Genomic DNA, 20540 nt, shown 5'->3' on the forward strand with positions numbered 1-20540 from the left:
ACCATCACCGGGATCGCGGTCACCAGCACTCACAGTGCGCGGAAGGTCTCCATCGCCCAGTCCTTGAGGAGCCGGATCGTGTGCGCCGGCCGCTCCTCGTGGAGATAGTGACCGGTGCCCGCCCAGTGGTCCACCCGGGAGCCGGGCACATGCAGGGTGCCGCGTTCCCATGCCGCCGCTTCCTCGGACGTCCACACCGTCAGCGCGGGCTGGCGGCGCCGACGTAGGTACTGCTCGCTGTGCGGGCGAATGCCGACGGCGCCGGGGTCCGTGTACATGCCCGCGTACGACTGGGCGATGACGTGGTCCGGTGTGCCGAGCATGGTCCGGACGTGGGCCGTGCGCAGTCCGGCCGGGGCATCCGGTGCGAAGGCTCCGGCCACGAAGGCGGCCGCCGCGCGGGCGCCGTTCGCCCGGTACTCGGCCAGCCGGCCGGGAATTCCGTCGACCTCGGCTCCGTGGGCGCCGTGGGCCGGGTCGAGCGAGACGACCGACCGTACGGTGTCCGGATGGCGGACGGCGAGGAGGTTGACCACTTGGCCGCCCATGGAGTGCCCGACGGCGACCACGGGTCCGGTGCCGAGGGCGTCGATCAGAGCGGCGAGGTCGTCGGCCATCTCGATCGGGGTGTTGCCGTCCTGCGGTACCTCGGAGCGCCCGTGTCCGCGCAGGTCGGGGACGATGACGTGGAACGTTCCGGCCAGTTCCTCGGCGTGCCGCGACCATTCCCTCCCGTCGCCGCCCCAGCCGTGCACCAGGAGCAGGGCGGGCGCGGCGGCCGGACCGAGATCGGTGCGGAAGAGTCGGATGCGGTCCAGGTCCTTCACTGGTGGTTCTCCCGGTAGGTGGCGTACGCGAAGTCGGCGAACACACCCGCGCCGTCGAGGTCCTGCACCCACAGCCCCAGCAGGGCGCCGGTGAAGCCGAGGACCCGTAGCTGTCCGTCGTGGAACTCGTCGGCGTGTTCGTCCGAGAGGACGGTGGCGTCGAGTTCGAGCGACAGGGTGCGGAGGCCGCCGCCGGTGTCGTACGAGAGGCGCAGGACCGGTCCGTCGAGTTCGGTCCGCAGGACGATCGGGCGCGCGGGCTCGAGCGGGATCTCGACCGGGTGTGCCGTGAGGTGTCCGGCCGCGCAGCTCAGGGCCGTGAGCAGAGGGCTGCCGTTGTCGTTCGCCGTCACGTACAGATAGTGCCAGTTGCGGGTGTTGTAGTAGGCGGCGACGCCGGCCAGGTGGTCCGGGGTGCGGGGATCGAAGGTCAGTTCCGTCTCTAAGGTGCAGTGCTGTGCGGTGACGCGGCGGGCGACGAGGCTGGGGGTGCGGCGGCCGGCGGGGGACTGGCCGCCGTGGATCCGCAGGCGCCCGGGGGCCGGGTCGGCCCAGTCCGGGGTCGCGGGACGGCGCAGCGTCGACCACTGGGGCCCGAGCACGTCGAAGCGGTCGGTGGCCGGCTCCCGTTGCAACGGAGCCGGTGGCAGGCCGGGCGCGGGCACAGTGACGGCCGGGACACCGCCCGCGATGCGCGGCCAGCCGTCCTCGGTCCAGGTCACCGGTTGCAGCGCGGTCTCCCGGCCGAGCACGCAGCGGCCCCGCTCGCTGTAGGGGCGGGCGACGATATGGGCGGCGTACCACTCGCCGGCCGACGTCTCGACCAACGAGCAGTGCCCGGCCTTCTGCAGTACCAGCGAAGGATCGTGACGGGACGTCAGAAGCGGTCCGGACGGGTCTGGTTCGTACGGGCCGAAGAGGTCGGGGGAACGGGCGACGGCCGCGCCGTGTTCGTAACCGGTGCCGCCCTCGGCGTGCACGAGGTAGTACCAGCCGTCCCGTTGGTACAGGTGCGGACCTTCGGCGACTCCCGCAGCGGTGCCCACGGAGATCGTGCGGGGCTCACCGAGCAGCTGCTGGGTCTTGCGGTCGTATTCCTGGAGCTCGATCCCGGCGAACGACTCATGCCCCGGCCGCCAGTCGAACCGCATGTTGAGCAGCCAGCTCCGCCCGTCCTCGTCGTGGAAGAGCGATACGTCGAAGCCGCGGCCGTGCAGCGGCACCGGGTCGGACCACGGTCCCTCGACGGAGGGTGCCGTGGTCACGTAGTTGGGCAGGTCCTTCCAGCCCTCGGCGTAGGTGTCCACGACGGTGAAGACCAGGTGGAACAGCCCGTCGGCGTGCGACAGTCCGGGCGCCCAGATGCCTCCCGAGTCGGGGACGCCGGTCAGGTCCAGGAGCCGCTTGCTGTCCAGGATCCCGCCCAGCGCTTGCCAGTTGACCAGGTCCCGGGAGTGGTGGAGCCGTACACCCGGGTACCACTCGAAGGTCGACGTGGCGATGTAGTGGTCGTCGCCGACCCGCAGGATCACCGGGTCGGGTTCGAAGCCACGCAACACGGGGTTCTGAATCAACGGGATCACAACGAACTTTCACTCGGTGGGAGAACGGACGCGACGAATCAACCGCGGTACAGCACGAGGCTGCTGAGCGGTCCGAGCCTAGGCCGGTGGCCGGCGCCGACGGTCCTGCCGGTCGCGAGATCGCGGGCCGGTCCGAAGTCCTGCCGGGCGGGCAGGGTGAAGGCCTTGTCGGTGCTGGTGTTCATGGCGATGAGGTAGTCGCCGTAGACACAGAGGTAGAAGGGGGCGCGGCCGACGAGCATGGTCTCGACGCCGTCGAAGTGGACGCCGAGGGCGGGGTCGGGGACGTCGGCGGGGATGGGGGCGAGGTGGCAGACGTCGCCCTCCTGGGACTGGTGGAGGGTGTCGCCGGGCGGGGGGAATCCGCCGGGCGGGATGTGGGCGGCGCCGGGGTCGTTGATGGCGTAGTCCCACAGGATCCAGTCGCGGACCGTGAAGGTGTCGTCGGTCGTGCCCGCGGTGTGCCGGCGGATGGTGGCCGAGCGTTGGTCGGTGGGTGTGACGTGGTGGACGCGGGCGTAGTCGTTGACGCCCTGGCGGGCCCGCCAGTACAGGGACGCGAAGAGGAGTTCCCTGCCGTTCTTGACGGCGACGCAGCCGTTGTCCTCGTCCGTGACGACGAAGTCCGGCCGGTCCCAGTCGGTCGGGATGCTGGCGGGGCGGGCGGCGAGGGACTGGAAGGCGTCCCAGTCGCGGGAGACCAGACGCAGGGCGTTGAGGCCGACGCGGGTCCAGGTGTGGGTGGCCTGGAGGTTGAGCTGGGGGTACAGCTGGCCGTCCGCCACCATCTCCTGGGTCCAGCCGACGATGTCGGGGTCCTTGAAGACGGCGGCCGTCATCAGGGGGTTGGAGTCCCAGGCGGTCCGGGAGGCGTACGCGGGCTCGCCGGGGTAGACCTCGTTACGCCAGCCGATGACGGTCTCGATGCGGGAGATCCGGCAGTTGTCCCCGTCGACGTCCAGGATCCGGAAGCTGCCGCGCGCTTTGGTCATCTTGACCATCTGTTCGCGTAGTTCGGGCGCCTCCTGGCCGCCGTGTCCGCGCGTGACGGACTCGTACATCATCACGAGCCAGTCCATGACCTCGCCGTAGTTGCCGACGTAGCCGAGTTCGCGGGTCAGGCCCGTCTTCGTCACCTGGTAGTAGCTCTCGCCCAGCGGCTTGGTCGGGTTGCCCTCCGCGTCCTCCGGACCGAGGTAGGGCTTGATCCCGATCGACTGGTACATGTAGTCGCGGGCCTTGTCCTCCGGCAGGGCCGACTCCGGGGCGAGCAGGCCGAGTCCGCGGTTGGTCTGATAGAGGCCGATGGCGCAGATCTGCGACTGGTTGCTGTAGTGCGGGAAGTGCTGACGCCAGTAGTCGCGGCTCGACCGGAGCATGTCGATGTACGCGTCCCGGCGCACCGGCGGTACGGGGGTGTCGGTGCCGGCGGGCGAGACGAGCGTGACGTCATCGAACCAGGCGGTGCCCGGGCCGCTCAGCCGCAGATGCATCTCCATCTGGGTGGCACCGGCCGGGATCTCCAGGTCGATCGAGACGTACTCCCAGTCGTGGGTGCCCGTACTCGCGTACTTCTTGTGGTCGCTGCCGATCAGATTGCCGCTCGCGTCGAAGAACAGCGGGTCGATGTGGGCGCCGAGGCCGGTGATGCCGTCGGTCCTGATCCACGTGCCGTATGTGTAAGTGCCCGCACCCACACGAGTCTTGGGAGCGGAGCAGACGTAGCTGTAACCGCCCGTGGTGGCGGCCTGGAGCCTGAGGGAGGCGGATCCGGTGCGGGCGACGGTCGTGTCGCGGGCGTACGTGCCGCCCCCGCCGGACGCCCAGCCGGGAGCCTCCCAGGACGTGGGCCTGTCGGCGCCCGACTCGAAGCCGGGGTTGGCGATGCCGTACGGGGAGCCTGTGACCTGCTCGCCGAGCCGGTCGTCGCCCAAGTGCTCCCAGAGCAGGGCCAGTACGAGACCGACGCGGCCGAAGCCCTGCCACTGCTGGTCGGAGCCCGTGAGCACCGTGCTGTCGGACTTCCAGGCCAGATAGCGGCCGTCGATCGCCTGCAGGACCCGGTCCAGTGCGGCGTCCTGCTGGTACGCCGGGCTGCCGGACCACAGATAGCCCTCGGCGAGGGACTGCATCGCCCAGCCGTCCATGGTCGCGGGGGTCGCGGCGGTGAGGTAGTTCTTCTGGTCGTTCTGCACCCGCGTCTTGACGGCGTCCATGACCTCCTCGCCGCCGGTGCGGGACTTCGGCTGCGGGGCCGGGCCCTGGACCTCGCCCTTCGGCGGTACGAAGTACGGGTCGGTGTGGGTGTAGAGGCGGTAGATGCCGCGCGAGGGCGTGGTCATGTTGTAGTAGAGCTGGGCCTGGTTCTGGCCGTACGGCCAGATGCGGCCCATCGCGCGGATTTCCAGTGACACCTTCCTCCTGCCGGCGGTCATCCGCTCCGGCAGGGGAATCGTGTGGAAGAAGAAGCGGCCCGGGGTGCGCGGCGCGGTGTCGAGGATGTCGAGGCTGTCGACGGCGCCCTGGTCCTGGTGGCCGACCTGCTTGCCCTCGCAGAAGAGCTGGAGGCGCCACATCCTGGAGCCGAACCCGGCCTCTTCGGAGCTGTCGTCGTGGTCGTCGCCCCACAGCCGGATCGTCACATAGGTGGTGCCGGTCGGGCAGACCCTGACGTCGAACTTCAGGGTGCCGCCCCAATAGGACGCCGGGTCGGACGGATTGAGGACGCGGGCGCTCTGGCCGAGACCGCCGGTCACTGTGTCGGAGAGAGCCGCGGTGAGGTCGTGGGCCGTCTCGGAGTCCGCGTCGCCGAACACCACGATGTCCAGCGGGGTGTGGCCGCGCCGTTCGGCGGCGCCCCCGGGCGGCGCGGCGACGGCCTGCGGGGCCGCTGCCCAGCCGAGGCCGGTCACGCCCGCACCGGCCGTCCCGGCGTACTTGAGCACTTCCCGGCGTCTGGGTGCGTGGGACACGAGCGGGAGTCCTTTGCTACTTGAGGCTGCCCATGAGGATTCCGCTGCGCCAGTACTTCTGGAGCGCGAACATGAAGATCGCCAACGGGATGATCGACAGCAGGGAACCGGTGAGGACCAGCGTGTTCATGTCGCGGGAGGACTGTGCCTGCTGCACCCAGGAGAAGAGGCCCAGGGTGACGGGGAAGGTGCGCTCGCCGTTGAGCATGAACAGGGGGAGGAAGAAGTTGTTCCAGATGTTGATGAAGTCGAGCATGAAGATCGTGACGCCGCCGGTGCGCATGAGATTCAGCGCGATCGAGAAGAAGATCCGCGTCTCACTGGCCCCGTCGATCCGGGCCGCCTCCATCAGCTCGTTGGGCACGGACGTGTCGGCGTACACCTTGCCGAGGTAGACCCCGAACGGGTTGATGAAGTACGGGATCAGCACGGCCCAGATGGTGTTGGTGAGCCCGATCTCCGAGAAGACGAGATACAGCGGGAACGCGAGCAGCGTGCTCGGTAGCAGCGAGGCGCCGACGATGACCGCGAACATCGCGCCCCGGCCCCGGAAGCCGAACTTCGAGATGCCGTAGCCGGCGGCGAGCGAGATGAAGGTGGAGCCGGCCGCGCCGACGGTGGAGTAGAGGACGGAGTTGCCGATCCAGCGTCCGAAGACGCCGTCGTGGTAGTCCCAGATCGCGGTGAAGTTGTCGGCGAAGTGGTTGGAGGAGAACCACAGGCCGAACGTGGAGTACAGGTCGGTCTGGTTCTTGGTCGAGGACACCAGGAGGAACCAGGTGGGCGCGATCGAGTACAGCAGGAAGACGATCAGCAGTCCGGTGGTGAGGGCCATCGCCCCGCGGGTGGGGCGCACCCCGCCCCCTGACGCAGCGGTGGCGGGCACGGCCTTGGTGGCGGCGCTGCTCATGACATCTTCCTGTTCGTGACGCGGTAGAAGACGAAGGCGAGGATGCCGGTGACGACGGCGAGGACCAGCGACTCGGCGGCGGCGTACTGGTAGTTGCCGGTCTTGAACGCCTTGTCGAAAATCTCCATCATCGGCGTGAAGTCGGTACTGATGGACTCCGGCGCCACATACCTCAGCAGCAGTGGCTCGGCGAAGAGCTGGAGCCGGCCGATCAGCGAGAACATGCCGGTCAGCACCAGGATCCCGGTGATGTTCGGCACCTTGATCGACCACGCGATCCGCCACTCGCGGGCCCCGTCGATCCGCGCCGCCTCGTACAGCTCGCGGGGCAGAGCCTGCAGCGAGGCGGAGATCAGGATCATGTTGAAGCCGATGCCCTGCCAGGTGAGCAGATTGCCCAGCGAGAGATACGTGTTGAGACCGCCGAAGAGCGAGAGATGCGCGCCCGCCCGGTCGGCCAGGTCGAGGATGGGGCTGGCCGTCGGGCTGTAGAGGAACAGCCACATGAGCGTCGAGACCACGCTCGGGATGACGTACGGGATGAGCAGCCCCGCACGGAAGAAGCGGACCGCCCGGGCCGCGACACCGTCGAGGAGCAGCGCCAGTAGTAGCGAGATCCCCAGCATGACGGTGATCTGCGCGGCCCCGAAGAGGAGCGTGCGCAGCATGCTCGACCAGAACGCGCCGTCGGACAGGATCGTCGCGAAGTTGGACAAACCCGTGAAGACGACCTTGGTCGGGCCGAAGCCGATGCCGCTGCTCTTCTTCTCGCGCAGGCTCTGGTTGAAGGCGTACGCGATCGGCAGGACGTAGGTGAACAGGAACCCCACGAGGAACGGCAGGGTGAAGAGAACGCCCTTGTAGGCTCCCCGCGTCCCCGCCCGGCGGGGGGAAGTCCGCCGGGCCGCGGATTTGGCGGCGCCCTCGGGTGGGCGCGTCAGGGTGGACACGGAAGTCTCCAAGTCAGGTGCTCGGACTGTCTGTCTGTCGGGCGTGTGCGTGGGCCGGGGTCAGCTGCCCGCGACGGCGTTGACGCCCTTGTCCTTGAGGTCGGCGAGCGTCCACTTCTGCAGGTGCGTCAACATGTCCTTGACCGTGAGCTCCTTCTTGATGACCTTGCCCCACTGCTTCTGCATCTCGGAGTACATGGAGGCGTAGTTGGGCCCGTACTGCCACTGGTCGCCGACCCGGGAGGCGGCCGTGGTGATCACGTTCGCGCTGTCGGACTCCCCGTTGAACATCTCGGTCGGGATGATCTTGTCGACGTACGGGGAGACGTCGTTGACCGCGGGGAAGAGGCCGGACTTGGACGCGGGGTCGGTGAGCGTGGTCAGGGACTCCTTGCTGCTGGACAGCCAGGCCGCGAACTCCGCGGCGCGGTCCGGGTACTTGCAGCCCTTCAGTACGGCCGTCACGTCGAAGTTGCTGGAGGTCTGAGGCTTGGCGGTGTCGAACAGGGGAGCGTCCGCGAGCTGCCACTTGCCCTTGGACTTGGGGAAGTTGGTGTCGTAGATCGGCAACTGCCAGGTGGACGTGGTCATCAGGATCGTCTTGCCGAGGTCCCAGGTCTTGAAGACACCCGGGTCGGCGTACGAGGCGTTCGAGGCGAGGTTGTTGTCGACGAGCTCCTGCACGATGTCGCCCGCCTTGAGCGCCTCGGGCGAGGTGAAGTCGATGACCCAGTGATCGCCGTCAACCTTGTACCACTGGGCATTGGCCTGCCAGGACAGGTCGACCAGCGTGCTCGGGTCCTCGCCCGCCATGTTGAAGATCTTGACGTCCTTGTCCTTCTTCTGCACCGCCTTGCCCGCCGCGATCAGGTCGTCCCAGGTCTTGGGCGCCTCGATGCCGTACTTCTCGAACAGGTCCGCGCGATAGGCGGTGAACAGCGGTGAGGAGCCGGTGGGGATGCCGTAGGTGGCGCCGCCGGGGCTCACGGAGTTCCAGGCCGGCGTGGTGTAGGCGGCCTTGTACTGGGCGGCGATCTTGGTGATGTCGGTGAGCAGTCCGTCGGCGGCGAAGTTCGCCAGGTTCATCCCGTCCATCTTGGACAGGCAGGGGGCGTTGCCCGAGGTCACCGCTGCCCTGAGCTTCTGGTAGACGGTGTCGCCGGCCGCGTTGACGAACGTGATCCGGGTCTCGGGGTGTTCCTTGTTCCAGACCTTGACCTGGGCCTCGATGCCCTCGGTCCAGCTCCAGAACTCCAGGCTCACCTTGCCCTCGGTGCTGGGCTCGGCGGCGGCGTCCGAGTCGCCACCGCTGGAACAGGCGGCCAGGACGAGGGACAGAGAGAAGGCGGCGGCAGCGCCGGCGAATGCTCTCGTGCGGATGGTGCTCACGGGTCCTCCAGGGAAGGACGGGACAGCGCTGCGATGGGGGGACGGCGCGGTCGGCTCAGGCGAGGGAAAGGAAGGCTGCCGGAAATGATTCGGTAACCGTTTGCTGTGGGACCGTAGGGCCCGGAGGGGTTGGCAGACAAGAGGCGGGAACCTGTGTGTTTCACCAATCTTGCCTGGAGAATACGAAAAAGAGACGCTGACCTGGTGTTTTTCCCAGCTGGGAGATTTGGGTGAGCTGTGGGCGGATCAAGGGCAGCGGGTTGACGGTGCTGCGGTATCCGTTGACCTGCCGACAATCTCGTCAGTAGCCTGAATACGGTTACCATGCGATTCCACTCCTTCCCTCTCTACACCGAAGCGGGAGTTCCATGCCCTCGTCCCAGCTGCCGCGCGCCCTGTTCGTCATGAACCCGGTGCACCTGCCCGAGCTGTTCCCGCCTCGGCTGATGGCCCGGCTCCAGGACCTGGCACACGTCGATCCCGCGCTGGCCGTACGGGACTTCGCCGATCCGGAGGCGGCACGCGCGCTCGCCGACACGGAGATTCTGATCACTGGCTGGGGCTGTCCGCACATCGGCGCCGACGTGCTGGCCGCGGCGCCCCGGCTGCGGGCCGTCCTGCACGCGGCCGGCAGCGTGCGCGGCCTGCTCGGCGACGCGGTCTGGGAACGCGACATCTCCGTGTCCAGCGCGGTGCGGGCCAACGCACTGCCGGTTGCCGAGTACACGCTCGCCGCGATCCTGTTCGTCGGCAAGGACGCCTTCGGCCTGCGGGAACGCTTCCGGGCCGAGCGCGTGTACCCGGCGCCCGGCGATCACGGGCCGATCGGCAACCTCGGCCGGCGGGTCGGGGTCATCGGCGCGTCCAGAGTCGGCAGACGGGTCCTGGAACTGCTGCGCCCCCTCGATCTCTCGCTCACGCTGTACGACCCGTACGTGGACGACGCCGAGGCCGCCGCGCTGGGCGTCGTGCCCCTGCCGCTCGACGAGCTGATCCGGACCAGCGACATCGTCAGCCTGCACGCCCCCGACATCCCGGAGACGTACCGGATGCTCGACCGCGCGAGACTCGCGCTGATCCCGGACGGCGGCGTGCTCATCAACACGTCACGGGGCGCGCTCGTCGATCCCGAGGCACTCACCGACGAACTGGTCAGCGGCCGGATCAGCGCGGTGCTCGACGTCACCGAACCCGAACCGCTCCCCGCGGAGTCCCCCCTGTACCGGCTGCCCAACGTGTTCCTGACGCCGCACATCGCAGGGTCGCTCGGCAACGAACTGGAACGCCTCGGCCGCACGGTGGTCGACGAGCTGGAACGCCTCGTCGCGGGACACCAGCCCGTTCACGCGGTCTCGCGGGCCGACCTCGTGAAGAGCGCTTGAGGCCGGTCCCGTTCGGACCGGCCGCGGGTGGCGCCGCGCTGCCACCCGAGGGCCCGACTCGCCGCAGGCTGTCGGGCCCCACCCCAGGCGGCTGCTCCGCCCGCCGACCGTCAGGACCGGGCCGCGGGTTCCAGAGCGATCAGCACGGCGGAACGCTCCATCGGCAGGCCCACACGCAGAGCGCGCCCGCCCTCGTCCCAGTCGAGCGTCGCCCGCACTCCCGCCTCGAACAACACCCGCGGGCGGTCGCCTGAGTCGGCCCAGGGCAGCGGGACGTGCACGGTCGCCGGGGCGCCGTCGCGGCGCCACAGAGCCAGCAGGGTCATGCCGTCCCGTGTGGTGAGCGCGAGGGCCAGCCAGCCGTCGCGCCAGCCTGGCAGGCCCAGCGGCCAGCGCGGGCGGGCGGTCGGCAGGAGGCGGCGGTAGGTCTTGTACGTGGCCAACGCCTCGCATACGACGGCCATCTGATCGGTCGTCAAGAGGTCGGGCCGACCGCTGAGATGGACGCGACCGAGCAGCGCCGACACCATCACCATGCCCAGCTCGGCGTGGGTGTGCTCCGGCAGCGGGTACGCCCAGATCGCGCCCTGCTCCGGAGTGACCGCGGTGGGAGCGGCGGCGGCGATGGCGGGCAGCAGCCGGAAGTCCTGCTGGTCGGTCACGGAGTGCACGGGCAGCCGGGACAGGACCGCGTGGTCGGTGCGGCTGCCGCCCGCCGCGCAGCTCTCCAGGACCAGGCCGGGATGGCGGTCCAGGACGCCGTCGAGCCAGTCGAGATGGGCGCGGTTGTGGCCGAGCAGGCCGTCGCCGGGACTGTCGGTACCGTCCGGGCCGTCGGTGCCCGCGCCTATATCGATGTTGTAGTCGAGTTTCAGGTAGCCGACGCCGTAGTCGCGCACCAGGCGGTCCACGACCGAGTCCAGATGGGCCCGGGCCGCCGGGTGCCGCAGGTCCAGCTGATGACGGCCCCACTCCGTGACGCGTACACCGCCTCGACGGAAGAAGGCCTCGTCGGGGAGCGAGGCGGCCACCGGGCTGCGCACGCCGACCACCTCGGGCTCCAGCCACAGCCCCGGGACCATGCCTGCCTCGCGGATACGGTCCAGGACCTCACCGAGCCCGCCGGGGAATCGGGTCGCCGACTCCTGCCACTCGCCCACCGAGTCCCACCAGCCGGGGACCCCGCCGGGGCCGACGGTGCCGGGCGGTTCCGTGTCGTACCAGCCGGCGTCGATACAGAAGTACTCGGCGCCCGCTGCCGCCGCCGCGTCGACCAGGGGGAGCAGGGCCTTGGTGCTGGGCTCGCCCATCAGGCTGTTCATGAAGTCGTTGAAGACGATGGGGAGTTGCTCGTGGTCCGGATGCGTCCGGCGGGTGGCGCGGCGGTGAGTGGTGAGTGCCGCGAGCGCGGCCTCGAAGCCGCCTTCGGGAACGAGGGCGACCGTGACCGGGACAGTGCGGAAGGACCCACCCGGCGCGAGACTCCGGCGCCACTGGTGTTCGCGGTCGGTCGGACCGGACAGCGTCAGGTACACGTCGTCCAAGCGGTCCGCGAGTTCGGCGTGCCAGGAGCCGTTGTGCTCGATCTGCCACAGCAGGGCACGACCGGACGCGGTCTCCTCCAGACAGCCCATCGGCAGGTACTCGGAGGAGGACCAGGAGCCGGTGCTGGTCACGGCGATGCGGTTCTTCGAGCCGGTCTGGCCATACGGGACCATCCCGACGTCGTACAGTCCGCGCTCGGCGAGGGTGGCCCGCGACCAGCGGAACTCGCCGCTCCAGGGGTTGGCGGCGAGCCAGAGCGACAGGCCGTCCTCCCAGCGTTCGCTGTCGGGCAGATGCCGGGCCAGGTTGGACACAGTGAAGGAGGAGACGTACTCCAGAGCGATCGCCCGATCGCCGCGGTTCTCGACCGTCACCTCGCTGTGCAGTACGGGAGCGTCCTCGCGGAGGGTGTAGACCGCGGTGGCCCGCAGCCCGCTGTCCTCATCGGCCATGCGCACACGCAAGGTGCGTACCCCGGCGGTGCGGTCCTCGTCGTGGCCGGTGTGGCGCAGGCCACGCGAGATTGTCCCGTCCACGTGGCGCTTGCCGGAGGTACCGAGACGGCCGCCGTCCGTGCTCTGGATCTCGACCAGTGGCAGCGCCCGGTGCGCGAGCCGTGCCCACCGCTCCGGTTCGCGTGCGGGGTCGGGCAGCGAGGGGGCCTCGCCTGCCGCCAGGAGGCGCACCGGGCCCGCCGGGTCGAGAGAGATGAGCAGGGACAACGCGTCGGTTCCCCAGCGAAGATGGGCCATGGACATCGGTGATGCACTCCGACTGTGAGCAGGACAAAGGGAGGAAGGTAAGGGAAAACGGTTACCCCCGAGGGACGGTAGTTCTCGTCGCACGCCACTTCAAGGGGCTTCCGATGCAGTAACGTCGAGTTGTGATGGATCAGGAGACCGGGGCTCGCGCGACGAGTTCTGGAACCGGCAGCGGCAGGCGTCGGCGTGGTGGTACAGGTCTGGACAAGCCCAGCACGATCCGAGACGTCGCCGTGAAGGCGGGCGTGTCCGTAGCAACCGTTTCCCGTGCCCTGGCCGGGAACTATCCGGTCTCCGAGGACACCCGGGCCCGCGTCATGGCGGCGGTCGAGTCACTGCACTACGTCGTGAACGTCCATGCCAAGGCGCTGTCCGGCCGGGTCGCGGGCCCCATAGGGCTGGTCATCCAGGACATCACCGGCCCCTCGCTCGCCCATGTCGCCGCCGGAGTGGAGCAGGAGGCGGCCACCCACGGCAGGCTGAGCCTGGTCTGCGCGACCCACGGGGACTCGGACCGCGAGGACGACCTGGTGCAGCTCATGCGCGAGCAGCACGCGGCAGCCGTGGTCCTCGTCGGCGGAGCGGTACCGGGCGATGCCTATCACCGGCGCATGGCCCGGTACGCCACAGCCCTGGACGCGGCCGGGTCCAGGCTGGTGCTGTGCGGCCGCCCGCCGCTGCCCGAAGGGCTGCCGGTCACGGTGGTGCACTACGACAACAAGGGAGGTGCCTTCCAGGCCGCCGACCATCTGCTCACGGCGGGCCACCGGCGCATCCTCTTCCTCGGCGGCGAGCCCCTGCAGAGCAGCTCCGAGGAACGTCGAGCCGGCTACCGCCAAGCACTGCGGGCCCACGACGTGCCGTACGCCGAGGAACTGGACCTCTCGGGTTCGTACACCCGCGTCTCGGGCTATCAGCGGACCCGGGACGTCCTGCGCGCCGGCCTGGACTTCACAGCCGTCTTCGCGGGAACCGACATGGTGGCAGTCGGAGCGCTCGCCGCCCTGCGCGAGGCCGGGCTGGATGCCCCCGGCGATGTGTCGGTCGTCGGCTTCGACGACGTGCCCTTCGCCGCCGACCTGACGCCGTCCCTCACCACGGTCCGGGTGCCGTACGAGGAACTGGGACGCACCGCCGTACGCCTGGCGCTGGGGCGTGGGGAGCGGCTCGCCGGGGACAACCACGTGGTGCTCAGTACACAGCTGGTCATCCGTCAGTCCGTACGTCGGATGCCGTGAGCGGAACCGGCGTCGGCCGGACGGACCGCGACGACCCGCGCGGCGGCGAGGCTTCGCTCCTCTGATCATTGGCTGTCCGCCGAGGTGGCCAAGGTCCGCCCCGAAGGCGGCGGCGGTGACTACGGCAGCGGCGGTGGCTTCGACCACCTGGGCTTCGGCACCCTGACCTTCACCCGGGACGCGGGGGACACGGCGACGGCGACGAAGGCGCCGTCCGCTGCCGCCGAGGAGGGGCCCTCCTCTGTCTCCTCGGCTTCCTCGGCCGGCGCCGCCGCGTCCGCATCCGCCTCACCGGCCGACCGCGGCACCCGAGCGCAGGGCGGCAGCGGCGACCCAGCGGCCACCGGGGCAGGGGATGTCGCCGTCATCGCGGGCACCGGCGTCCTGGCCATCGTCGGCGGGCTCATCACACTGCGCCGCCGCCACAGCGGCTCGCGGCAGTGACCGTACAGGGCTGACGCGCGCAGGGGACGAGAGGTGGCTCTGGCCACCTGCGCGCCGTGCCCCGCGCTTCCAGGGCCTGAAGTGCCGGACGGGCCCTGGTAGGAGACGGCGGGGCTGTCCATGTCCAGGCGACCGGCGGTGAGGACGGCCATCGGGTCTGACCGGCCGTGCCTCTGGCGAACGGCTGGGCCTGCCCCTTGCCCAGGGCAGGCCCGGCCTCGTTCTCCCCACCGTCATGTTCAGGGTCGGACCGTGAGGGCTACGCCTCGTCGGGGAGGTAGTACCAGAACTCGATCTCGGCGAGGTTGGAGTAGCCTCCGTGGTCGTCGTAGACACGGATCCTCGGGTACGCGGCGTGCTGGTCGAGTTTGACCTCGTACCACTGGGCGGCACTCACACCGCTGATGGTGTGGAGGTCCGTCCAGGTGGCCCCGCCGTCGTCCGAGCCGCGGAAGACCGTGCCGTTGGCCCGGGCCGGAATGTTCGCGCGCGGGTAGAAGCGGATCTTGTCGATGGTGATCGGACCCGCGACGCCCGCGTCGATGTCGATCCAGCTCACGGCGTCGAGGGCGTCGGTGGCCGTGGTGGTGTCGCCGTCGAAGGCCAGCCAGCCGTTGGAGGCCTTGGTGCCGGTGCCCGGCCACGTGATCGTGGACGCCTCCACCATCGCCTGGGTGACCTCGAACTTCACCAGGAGCGTGTCGAGGGACACCAGCAGGTCGTACGCGGCGTACACCTCGTCGATCAGCGCGTCCTGGTCCGCGCCGGAGTGCTCGCCCGCCTCCTTGATACGGGCGAGTTCCGCGGTGAAGGCGGCGTAGCTCTTCTTGGTCCAGTCGGCCGGGTCGGTCTCGCCTGCCCGCGCGAGCACCTGGGGCAGCGTCTCGGCGACCGCCACGACGGCGTCCTCACTGACCCGGTTGCCTCCGTCCGCAAGCGAGGCGGCCAGCTTGAACCAGCGCTTGCCGTGGCGCAGTCCCGTCTCGGTGTAGGTACGGGCCCGGGTGTCGGTGAGGACCTTGTCCCAGCCCGTGGGGCTCTTCAGCGGGTCGGTGGCCGCGATGTCGGCGTCGGAGGTCCGGTAGAGGGTGAAGCCGGTGGCGTCCTCGGGCTTGTTCCAGGCGAGGGTGGCCTGGTCGGCCTTGGCGACGGAGATGTACGGCAGCAGTGCGCCGCTCGCCGTGCCCCGTACCTTCACCATGCCGAGGGCGGCGTCGCCGGTGGCGGCGGGGCCCACGTGCACGGCGTAGGGAAGTGGCATGAGCATCGAGCCGACATAGGTCCAGGACTGGCCGTTGCCGGAGGCGAACGCGAGGACCCGATGGGTCTCGTAGTCGCGGATCAGCCGCAGGTGGGGATAGTCCGAGGCGGCGAAGTCGGAGATCTTCTCGGTGCGCGGCGAGCGCACTTCGTCCTGCCAGTCGTGCCGGCTGTCGCGGTCCCGGTTGGACAGGACGAGCTTGCCGTCGGCGTCTGCGCCGAAGTACAGGTAGCGGGTGTTGTCGTCGATCCGGTCGCGCAGCATCAGCCCGGTCAGCTCGCCCTTGCGGTCGTCGATGCGGGCCGTGACGACTCCGGTGCCGGCCAGGACCTGGCTGACGAAGAGCAGCGAGTCCTGGATGTCGCGACCGGACACCTTGTAGTCGTCGCCCTCGCCGAGGCCGGTGCCGTCGCCGCCCGCGATGGTGACGCGGGCACCGCAGACCTCGGTCCTGCCGCGCTTCTGCGAGCCGATCCGGTCGTCGCGCCAGCCGGTGCCCACAAGGCCCCGGGACACCGGCGCGGTGAGCGAGACCTGGGCACGCCACGAGGACCAGCCCTGGCCGGAACTGTTCACGGCGGTGACGGTGTAGTAGTACGTACGGCCCTGGGTGACCTTGGTGTCGCGCCAGTACAGACTCCTGACGCCCTTGGTGACGATCTCGTACTCGCCGGTCTCGCGCGTCGCCCGCCGCACCGTGTACGACGCGGCTCCCGCGGTCGGGGTCCAGCCGACCCCGATGTACCGGTCGCCCGGCAGCGCGGTCACGTACTTGACGATGGACGGCAGCAGGGTCTCGGTCGCGCCCTCCGACAGCTTGAGCACCACGGCGCTGAACGGCTTGACGGTCACCTTCCCGCCGTTGACCGGCAACTTCTTGCCAGAGACCAGGTCGAGGATCGTGGAGCCCGAGTGGCCCGAGGGGACGGCGAGTTGGTACGTCCGCTTGTTGCCGTATGCCTCGCGGGTGGTGTTGATGCCGAAGAGGTAGGGGCCGTAGCGGGCGGTGAGGAAATCGACGTATCCGGAGTAGGGGGTGTCGGCCTCGAAGTTCTCGCGGCGGACGGTGCCGACGCCGGGCTGGTAGGCGATCGGGCAGATCTCACCGGCCAGGGCCTGCGGGGCCCAGTTGTCGCCGGTGTTGATGTCCTCCATGAAGTCCGCGTCGATGTTGTCCGTACGCGCCCAGTAGTCCCGGTACTGGAACAGTCCGTTGGTGTGCACCTGCGCGATGTGCTCGTGCGTGGGGGTGATCACATGGAGTTTGCCGCTGCCGACGACGCCGCGGTTCTGGGCGAACAGCGAGCCGAAGGTCCGGGTGTCCCCGTCGCGCATGGAGATGAACATGTTGTCGATGTCGACCCAGGCGAACTGCTCGTAGTCGGCCGGATTCACGCCGAGCGCATCGATCTCGGCCGCGCTGTAGGCCGCGAAGTCGGTCTGCGGCAGGACCTTCTTCGCCTTGACCGTGCCGAAGCGGTCGAACTCCGCGCGCCCGCCCGTGAGATACGCCCAGGTCTCGGGCAGCCGCATGTCCGCCTTGGAGTTGTTGGTGGTGTAGTTGAACTGGTTGAAGTACTGGCGGTCGGCGAGCTGTTGCTGGGTAAAACCCACGGCCTCACGGGCGTACTCCCAGTACGGATCCCACTCGCTGCCCGTGTACCGGTCCGGATGCGCGGCCATGTGCGCCTCGATGGCGGCGAGGTAGAGCGACTGGCCGGCGTTGATACGGGTGGAGTAGCCGGGGATGCCGGGGACGTAGACGTTGCGCTCGTCGATGAAGCCCTCGGTGCGCATCAGCCGGTGCTCGTTGGTGTCGTCGGCCGCGGGGTAGCGGGTGTGGCCGCGGGCGTGGGAGTTCTGCAGGGTGAGCTTGAGGATGTCGTCGTTGAGTTCCTCGTCCCCCTTGTGGCCCCAGGTCTTGAAGTAGTACTCGCCCAGGTAGCGGGAGGCTTCCTCGCCGTAGTTGCCGACGTAGGTGTTCTCGCGGGTGAGGCCTGCTGCCGTGATGCCGGTGTAGTGCTTGCCGTAGGGCAGTCGGCGCACCAGCTCGCCGTCGGCGTCGAGCTTGCTCTTCGCCAGGCCCTTGCCCACGATCTGGACATAGTCGTCCGTGAAGCGCGCCGTGGTGTCGTGGTAGAAGAGCGAGTGGAACAGGTCCAGATCTTTGCCGTCGGGCCCCACCAGGACCTCCTCACCCAGGAACGGGACGAAGCCGAGGGTCTCGCCGAGAATGGCGTGGCTGCGTTCCCTGCCCTCGTAGAAGGCCGAGCCGATGACGCGCAGACCCTCGTGGGCCTCCCAGGCGCCTTCGTAGGTGAAGAGCACCTGGTTGTAGATGAGGGAGAGCCGGGAGCGCGCGAAGTCGAAGTTGGCCTTCAGACAGCGGCCCCACGCGGCGCGGCGGGTGAGCTTGCCGCCGTCGAAGTCGACGTCCTTGAGCGAGGTGTCGCCGTCCTGGGTACCGGTGGTGAACTCCTCGTCCAGGAACGCGGTGAAGGCGCCGGCGCCGTAGATGCCGTCGTCGGCGATGAGGTTCTCGGCGAGGTAGAGGGCCTCGCCGAGCGCGCCGTAGTAGCCGCCCCAGTCACCCTGGTGGCCACCGCGCAGCAGCAGCCTGGTGTTGCCGTAGTAGTCCTTGACGTGGTTGTCGACGCACTTGAAGATCCGCAGCAGGGCGGCCTTCTTCTCCTCGGCCGTCGAGGCAGGGCACCAGTCGGTGGTCAGTGCCTGGGAGTAGAAGCGCAGGTCGTCGACGTACCGGACGATCGAGAGCTTGGCGGAGGCCGAGGCGTCGACCTGCGCGGAGAGGTTCTTGAACAGGGTGACCTGGGACGCCCGGAAGCCGTCGATCAGCTTCTGCTTGGCTTCGTCACCGAGGTCGTCCGGGGTACTGGCCGGCGGGTGGTAGATGGTGAGGTCCTCACCCGAGACATCCAACTGGGCCGCGGTGTGGGTGTAGACGCTGTAGTAGCCGCGGGAGTCCTGGGTGGCCTTGCCCGAGTAACTGCCCTCGTAGGCGCGGAGGGTGATCTCCACCTGCTCCCGGCCTGTGGTCATCTCCAGCGGCAGCATCAGCGTGGAGTAGTAGAAGCGGTCCGGGACGGCCTCCGTGACGAGGCCGAGAGCGACCGGCCCGTAGTCGAAGACCCGACGGAAGCCGATCTGCTCGCCGTTGAGGTAGGCGAGGGTGTTGTACGACCCGGGGTCCGAGCCCCAGAGCTTCAGGGTGAGGTAGTTCTGCGCCCGCGGATCGGTCTCCATGGTGAACCGCAGTTCGCCGAGTCTGGGGCCGACCGGATCCAGCGCGGTGGAGACCCGGGCCTTGACATCGTTGCCACCTGTGACGACCTTGCTGCCGTCGGTGGAGAGACCGTGGGCGTCCTCGGACTGCTCATCCCCGAACACCAGTCTGTCCACCAGACCGGCCGCTCTGGCACCGGCCGACTCCGCGGCGTAGGCGGCGGGCGCCGACTGCCACAACCAGCTGCTCGCGGTGAGAGCGGCGGTGCTTACGCCGGCTATCTGGACGAAGTTGCGACGGCTGAGATCTGAACTGGGCATGGCGGACTTCCCTTTCAGCATGGAACGAGATCGAGGTGGTGGGACGAAGGCGGGGAAGCGGGTGGTCCGCGGCGTCAGCTCACCACCGGATCTATGAACCTCAGGTTCGTCACGTGTTCGTTGACGTACATCGGCACGAAGTCCGCGGTCTTGTACCAGCGGGCATGACCGTCGGTGTCCGAGACCAACTGCCCGTTGATGACGAGGTTCTCGAAGGTCACGTCCTTGATCCCGTTGTCCGGGCCGTAGCCCACCAGGTGGGAGACGGAGGCGTTGGTGCCGGTGTAGCTGAGGTTCTTGATGTAGATGTTCTCGATGCCGCGGCCGACCGAGGTGTTGTAGGACTTGTTGAACATCACCCGCATGTTGATCAGTTGGCCCCAGCGGATGTCCTCCACCCGGATGTCCTCCAGGAGGACGTCCTTGATGAGGTTGCTGTCGCCGGCGTTGAGGGCGAAGCAGCCCTGGTAGTCGATCTGCGGCTCGCGGTGGTCGAGGATGTCGATGTTGGAGAAGGTGAGGTCCGAGATCGTCTCGGGGCTGTCGGTGTTGCCGTGGGTGCCGATGTTGACCGGGTGTGCCACGTCCGCCCACAGGGTGCAGTTCTTGACGGTGATGTCGCTGGTGTCGCCGTAGAACTCCCAGCGGTGGTTGTAGACGGCGATGCAGTCGTCGGAGGTCCGCAGGAAGGCGCCGTCGATCACCACGCCGGTGCAGCAGAACAGGTCGATGCCGTCGCCCCAGGCCCCCGAGGTGAGCCCGCGGATATTGCGGATGGAGAGGTTCTTCGTCTCGGCGGCGGTGAGGACGTTCCCCAGCACGTTCAGCGTCGTGACGCCGTCGACCACGATGTTCTCGCCGCCGGTGATGGCGACGCTGCCCCAGTTGGGGTCGGCCGCGGCGAGCACGCCGCGGCCGAGCAGCTTGGCGTTCGAGACGTTCTCGAAGATCACCTTGGCCTTGAGGACGGCGCCGCCGGCCAGGTGGACCGTCTTGCCGTCGGGCACGGTGAACAGGCCGTCGTCGGTGGTGTGCACGCCGGGGCCGAAGTGGATGACGTCTTCGTCGTCCGCGGCGGGCGGGTCGGCCTCGATCGCCCCCGCGAACAGCTGCAGGTTGTCGAAGATGTCCCCGTTGACCTCGATGGAGAGGTTGCGCGGCTCGGTCAGGGTGAACACCACGGTTCTGCCCCGGCGGACCTCGTGCTCGATGCCGTACGAAAGAGGGCGGACCTTCGCGGACTTGACGGTGCTCTTGGTGTATGTGACGGAGACCTCGACCGTGCCGGAGAAGTCGAAGTACGCCATGGACGAGTCGTGGATGGTGTCGGTGCCGGATCTCGGGTTGATGACCTTGAAGGTCGCGAGATAGGTGGCGACCGACCGCCACTTGCCCCCGGGGGTCCGCACCTTCACGGTGAAGCTGTCGTTCTGGGGGATGCCGTCGGGGATGGGGTACGTCACCAACCGGTTGGCACCGGCGCCCTGGGCGGTTGCCGCCTGCGCCGGGCCCGTCAGGCCGGCCGCGAGGCCGGTGAGGGCGGCGGCGCCGGTGGCGTACAGGATGTTGCGGCGGGAGAGGCGGACTGCGGGGATCTCCACGGGGTGTTCCTTTCGGAGGTACTCGTCGTACGTGTGGCCGGCGAAGCTGCCGTCGGGGTGTACGACACGGACCGTATTGCCCGCCTCGTCATACGCGTAGGTGGTGGTCCGGT

Annotated in this window: 12 protein-coding genes; 3 read left to right on the plus strand and 9 right to left on the minus strand. The window is 68.9% G+C overall.

The features are described from left to right. Positions 1-29: 29 nt before the first annotated feature. From ACWDR4_RS43830 to ACWDR4_RS43855, 6 genes are read right to left on the minus strand one after another with little or no spacing between them, the layout of a single operon-like run. Positions 30-827, minus strand: a complete 798-nt coding sequence (locus ACWDR4_RS43830) for an alpha/beta fold hydrolase (protein ID WP_450417000.1) — start codon at positions 825-827, stop codon at positions 30-32. Then, positions 824-2401, minus strand: coding sequence for a glycoside hydrolase family 43 protein (locus ACWDR4_RS43835; RefSeq protein WP_450417016.1), 1578 nt, complete (start codon positions 2399-2401; stop codon positions 824-826). The genes ACWDR4_RS43830 and ACWDR4_RS43835 overlap by 4 nt, the downstream gene beginning before the upstream one ends. Before the next feature lie 47 nt (positions 2402-2448). Next, positions 2449-5382: a Tat pathway signal sequence domain protein gene (locus tag ACWDR4_RS43840; protein WP_450417001.1), complete on the minus strand. Its 2934-nt coding sequence runs from the start codon at positions 5380-5382 to the stop codon at positions 2449-2451. Between the two features lie 16 nt (positions 5383-5398). After that, positions 5399-6292, minus strand: a complete 894-nt coding sequence (locus ACWDR4_RS43845) for a carbohydrate ABC transporter permease (RefSeq protein WP_450417003.1) — start codon at positions 6290-6292, stop codon at positions 5399-5401. Further along, positions 6289-7242: a carbohydrate ABC transporter permease gene (locus tag ACWDR4_RS43850; protein ID WP_450417004.1), complete on the minus strand. Its 954-nt coding sequence runs from the start codon at positions 7240-7242 to the stop codon at positions 6289-6291. The genes ACWDR4_RS43845 and ACWDR4_RS43850 overlap by 4 nt, the downstream gene beginning before the upstream one ends. Positions 7243-7302: 60 nt before the next feature. Further along, the gene (locus ACWDR4_RS43855) at positions 7303-8631 is read right to left on the minus strand and encodes an ABC transporter substrate-binding protein (RefSeq protein ID WP_450417005.1); all 1329 of its coding nucleotides are present in this window, start codon (positions 8629-8631) and stop codon (positions 7303-7305) included. A gap of 368 nt (positions 8632-8999) precedes the next feature. On the opposite strand from ACWDR4_RS43855, the gene ACWDR4_RS43860 reads away from it, so the two are divergent. Next, positions 9000-10013, plus strand: coding sequence for a hydroxyacid dehydrogenase (locus ACWDR4_RS43860; RefSeq protein WP_450417007.1), 1014 nt, complete (start codon positions 9000-9002; stop codon positions 10011-10013). Positions 10014-10123: 110 nt separating this feature from the next. On the opposite strand, the gene ACWDR4_RS43865 is transcribed toward ACWDR4_RS43860, so the two are convergent. Next, a complete protein-coding gene (locus tag ACWDR4_RS43865) occupies positions 10124-12310 on the minus strand; it encodes an alpha-galactosidase (protein WP_450417009.1) in 2187 nt (728 codons plus the stop codon). A 134-nt stretch (positions 12311-12444) separates the two neighbouring features. On the opposite strand from ACWDR4_RS43865, the gene ACWDR4_RS43870 reads away from it, so the two are divergent. Continuing rightward, positions 12445-13557, plus strand: coding sequence for a LacI family DNA-binding transcriptional regulator (locus tag ACWDR4_RS43870; RefSeq protein ID WP_450417011.1), 1113 nt, complete (start codon positions 12445-12447; stop codon positions 13555-13557). An 84-nt stretch (positions 13558-13641) separates the two neighbouring features. Then, the gene (locus ACWDR4_RS43875) at positions 13642-14001 is read left to right on the plus strand and encodes a hypothetical protein (RefSeq protein ID WP_450417012.1); all 360 of its coding nucleotides are present in this window, start codon (positions 13642-13644) and stop codon (positions 13999-14001) included. Between the two features lie 259 nt (positions 14002-14260). Here the strand turns inward: ACWDR4_RS43875 and ACWDR4_RS43880 are convergent, their stop codons facing one another. Then, a complete protein-coding gene (locus ACWDR4_RS43880) occupies positions 14261-18826 on the minus strand; it encodes a Tat pathway signal protein (RefSeq protein WP_450417014.1) in 4566 nt (1521 codons plus the stop codon). Between the two features lie 74 nt (positions 18827-18900). Continuing rightward, positions 18901-20427, minus strand: coding sequence for a glycosyl hydrolase family 28 protein (locus ACWDR4_RS43885; RefSeq protein ID WP_450417018.1), 1527 nt, complete (start codon positions 20425-20427; stop codon positions 18901-18903). Positions 20428-20540 lie beyond the last annotated feature (113 nt).

This window comes from Streptomyces sp. NPDC000878, from assembly GCF_053599695.1.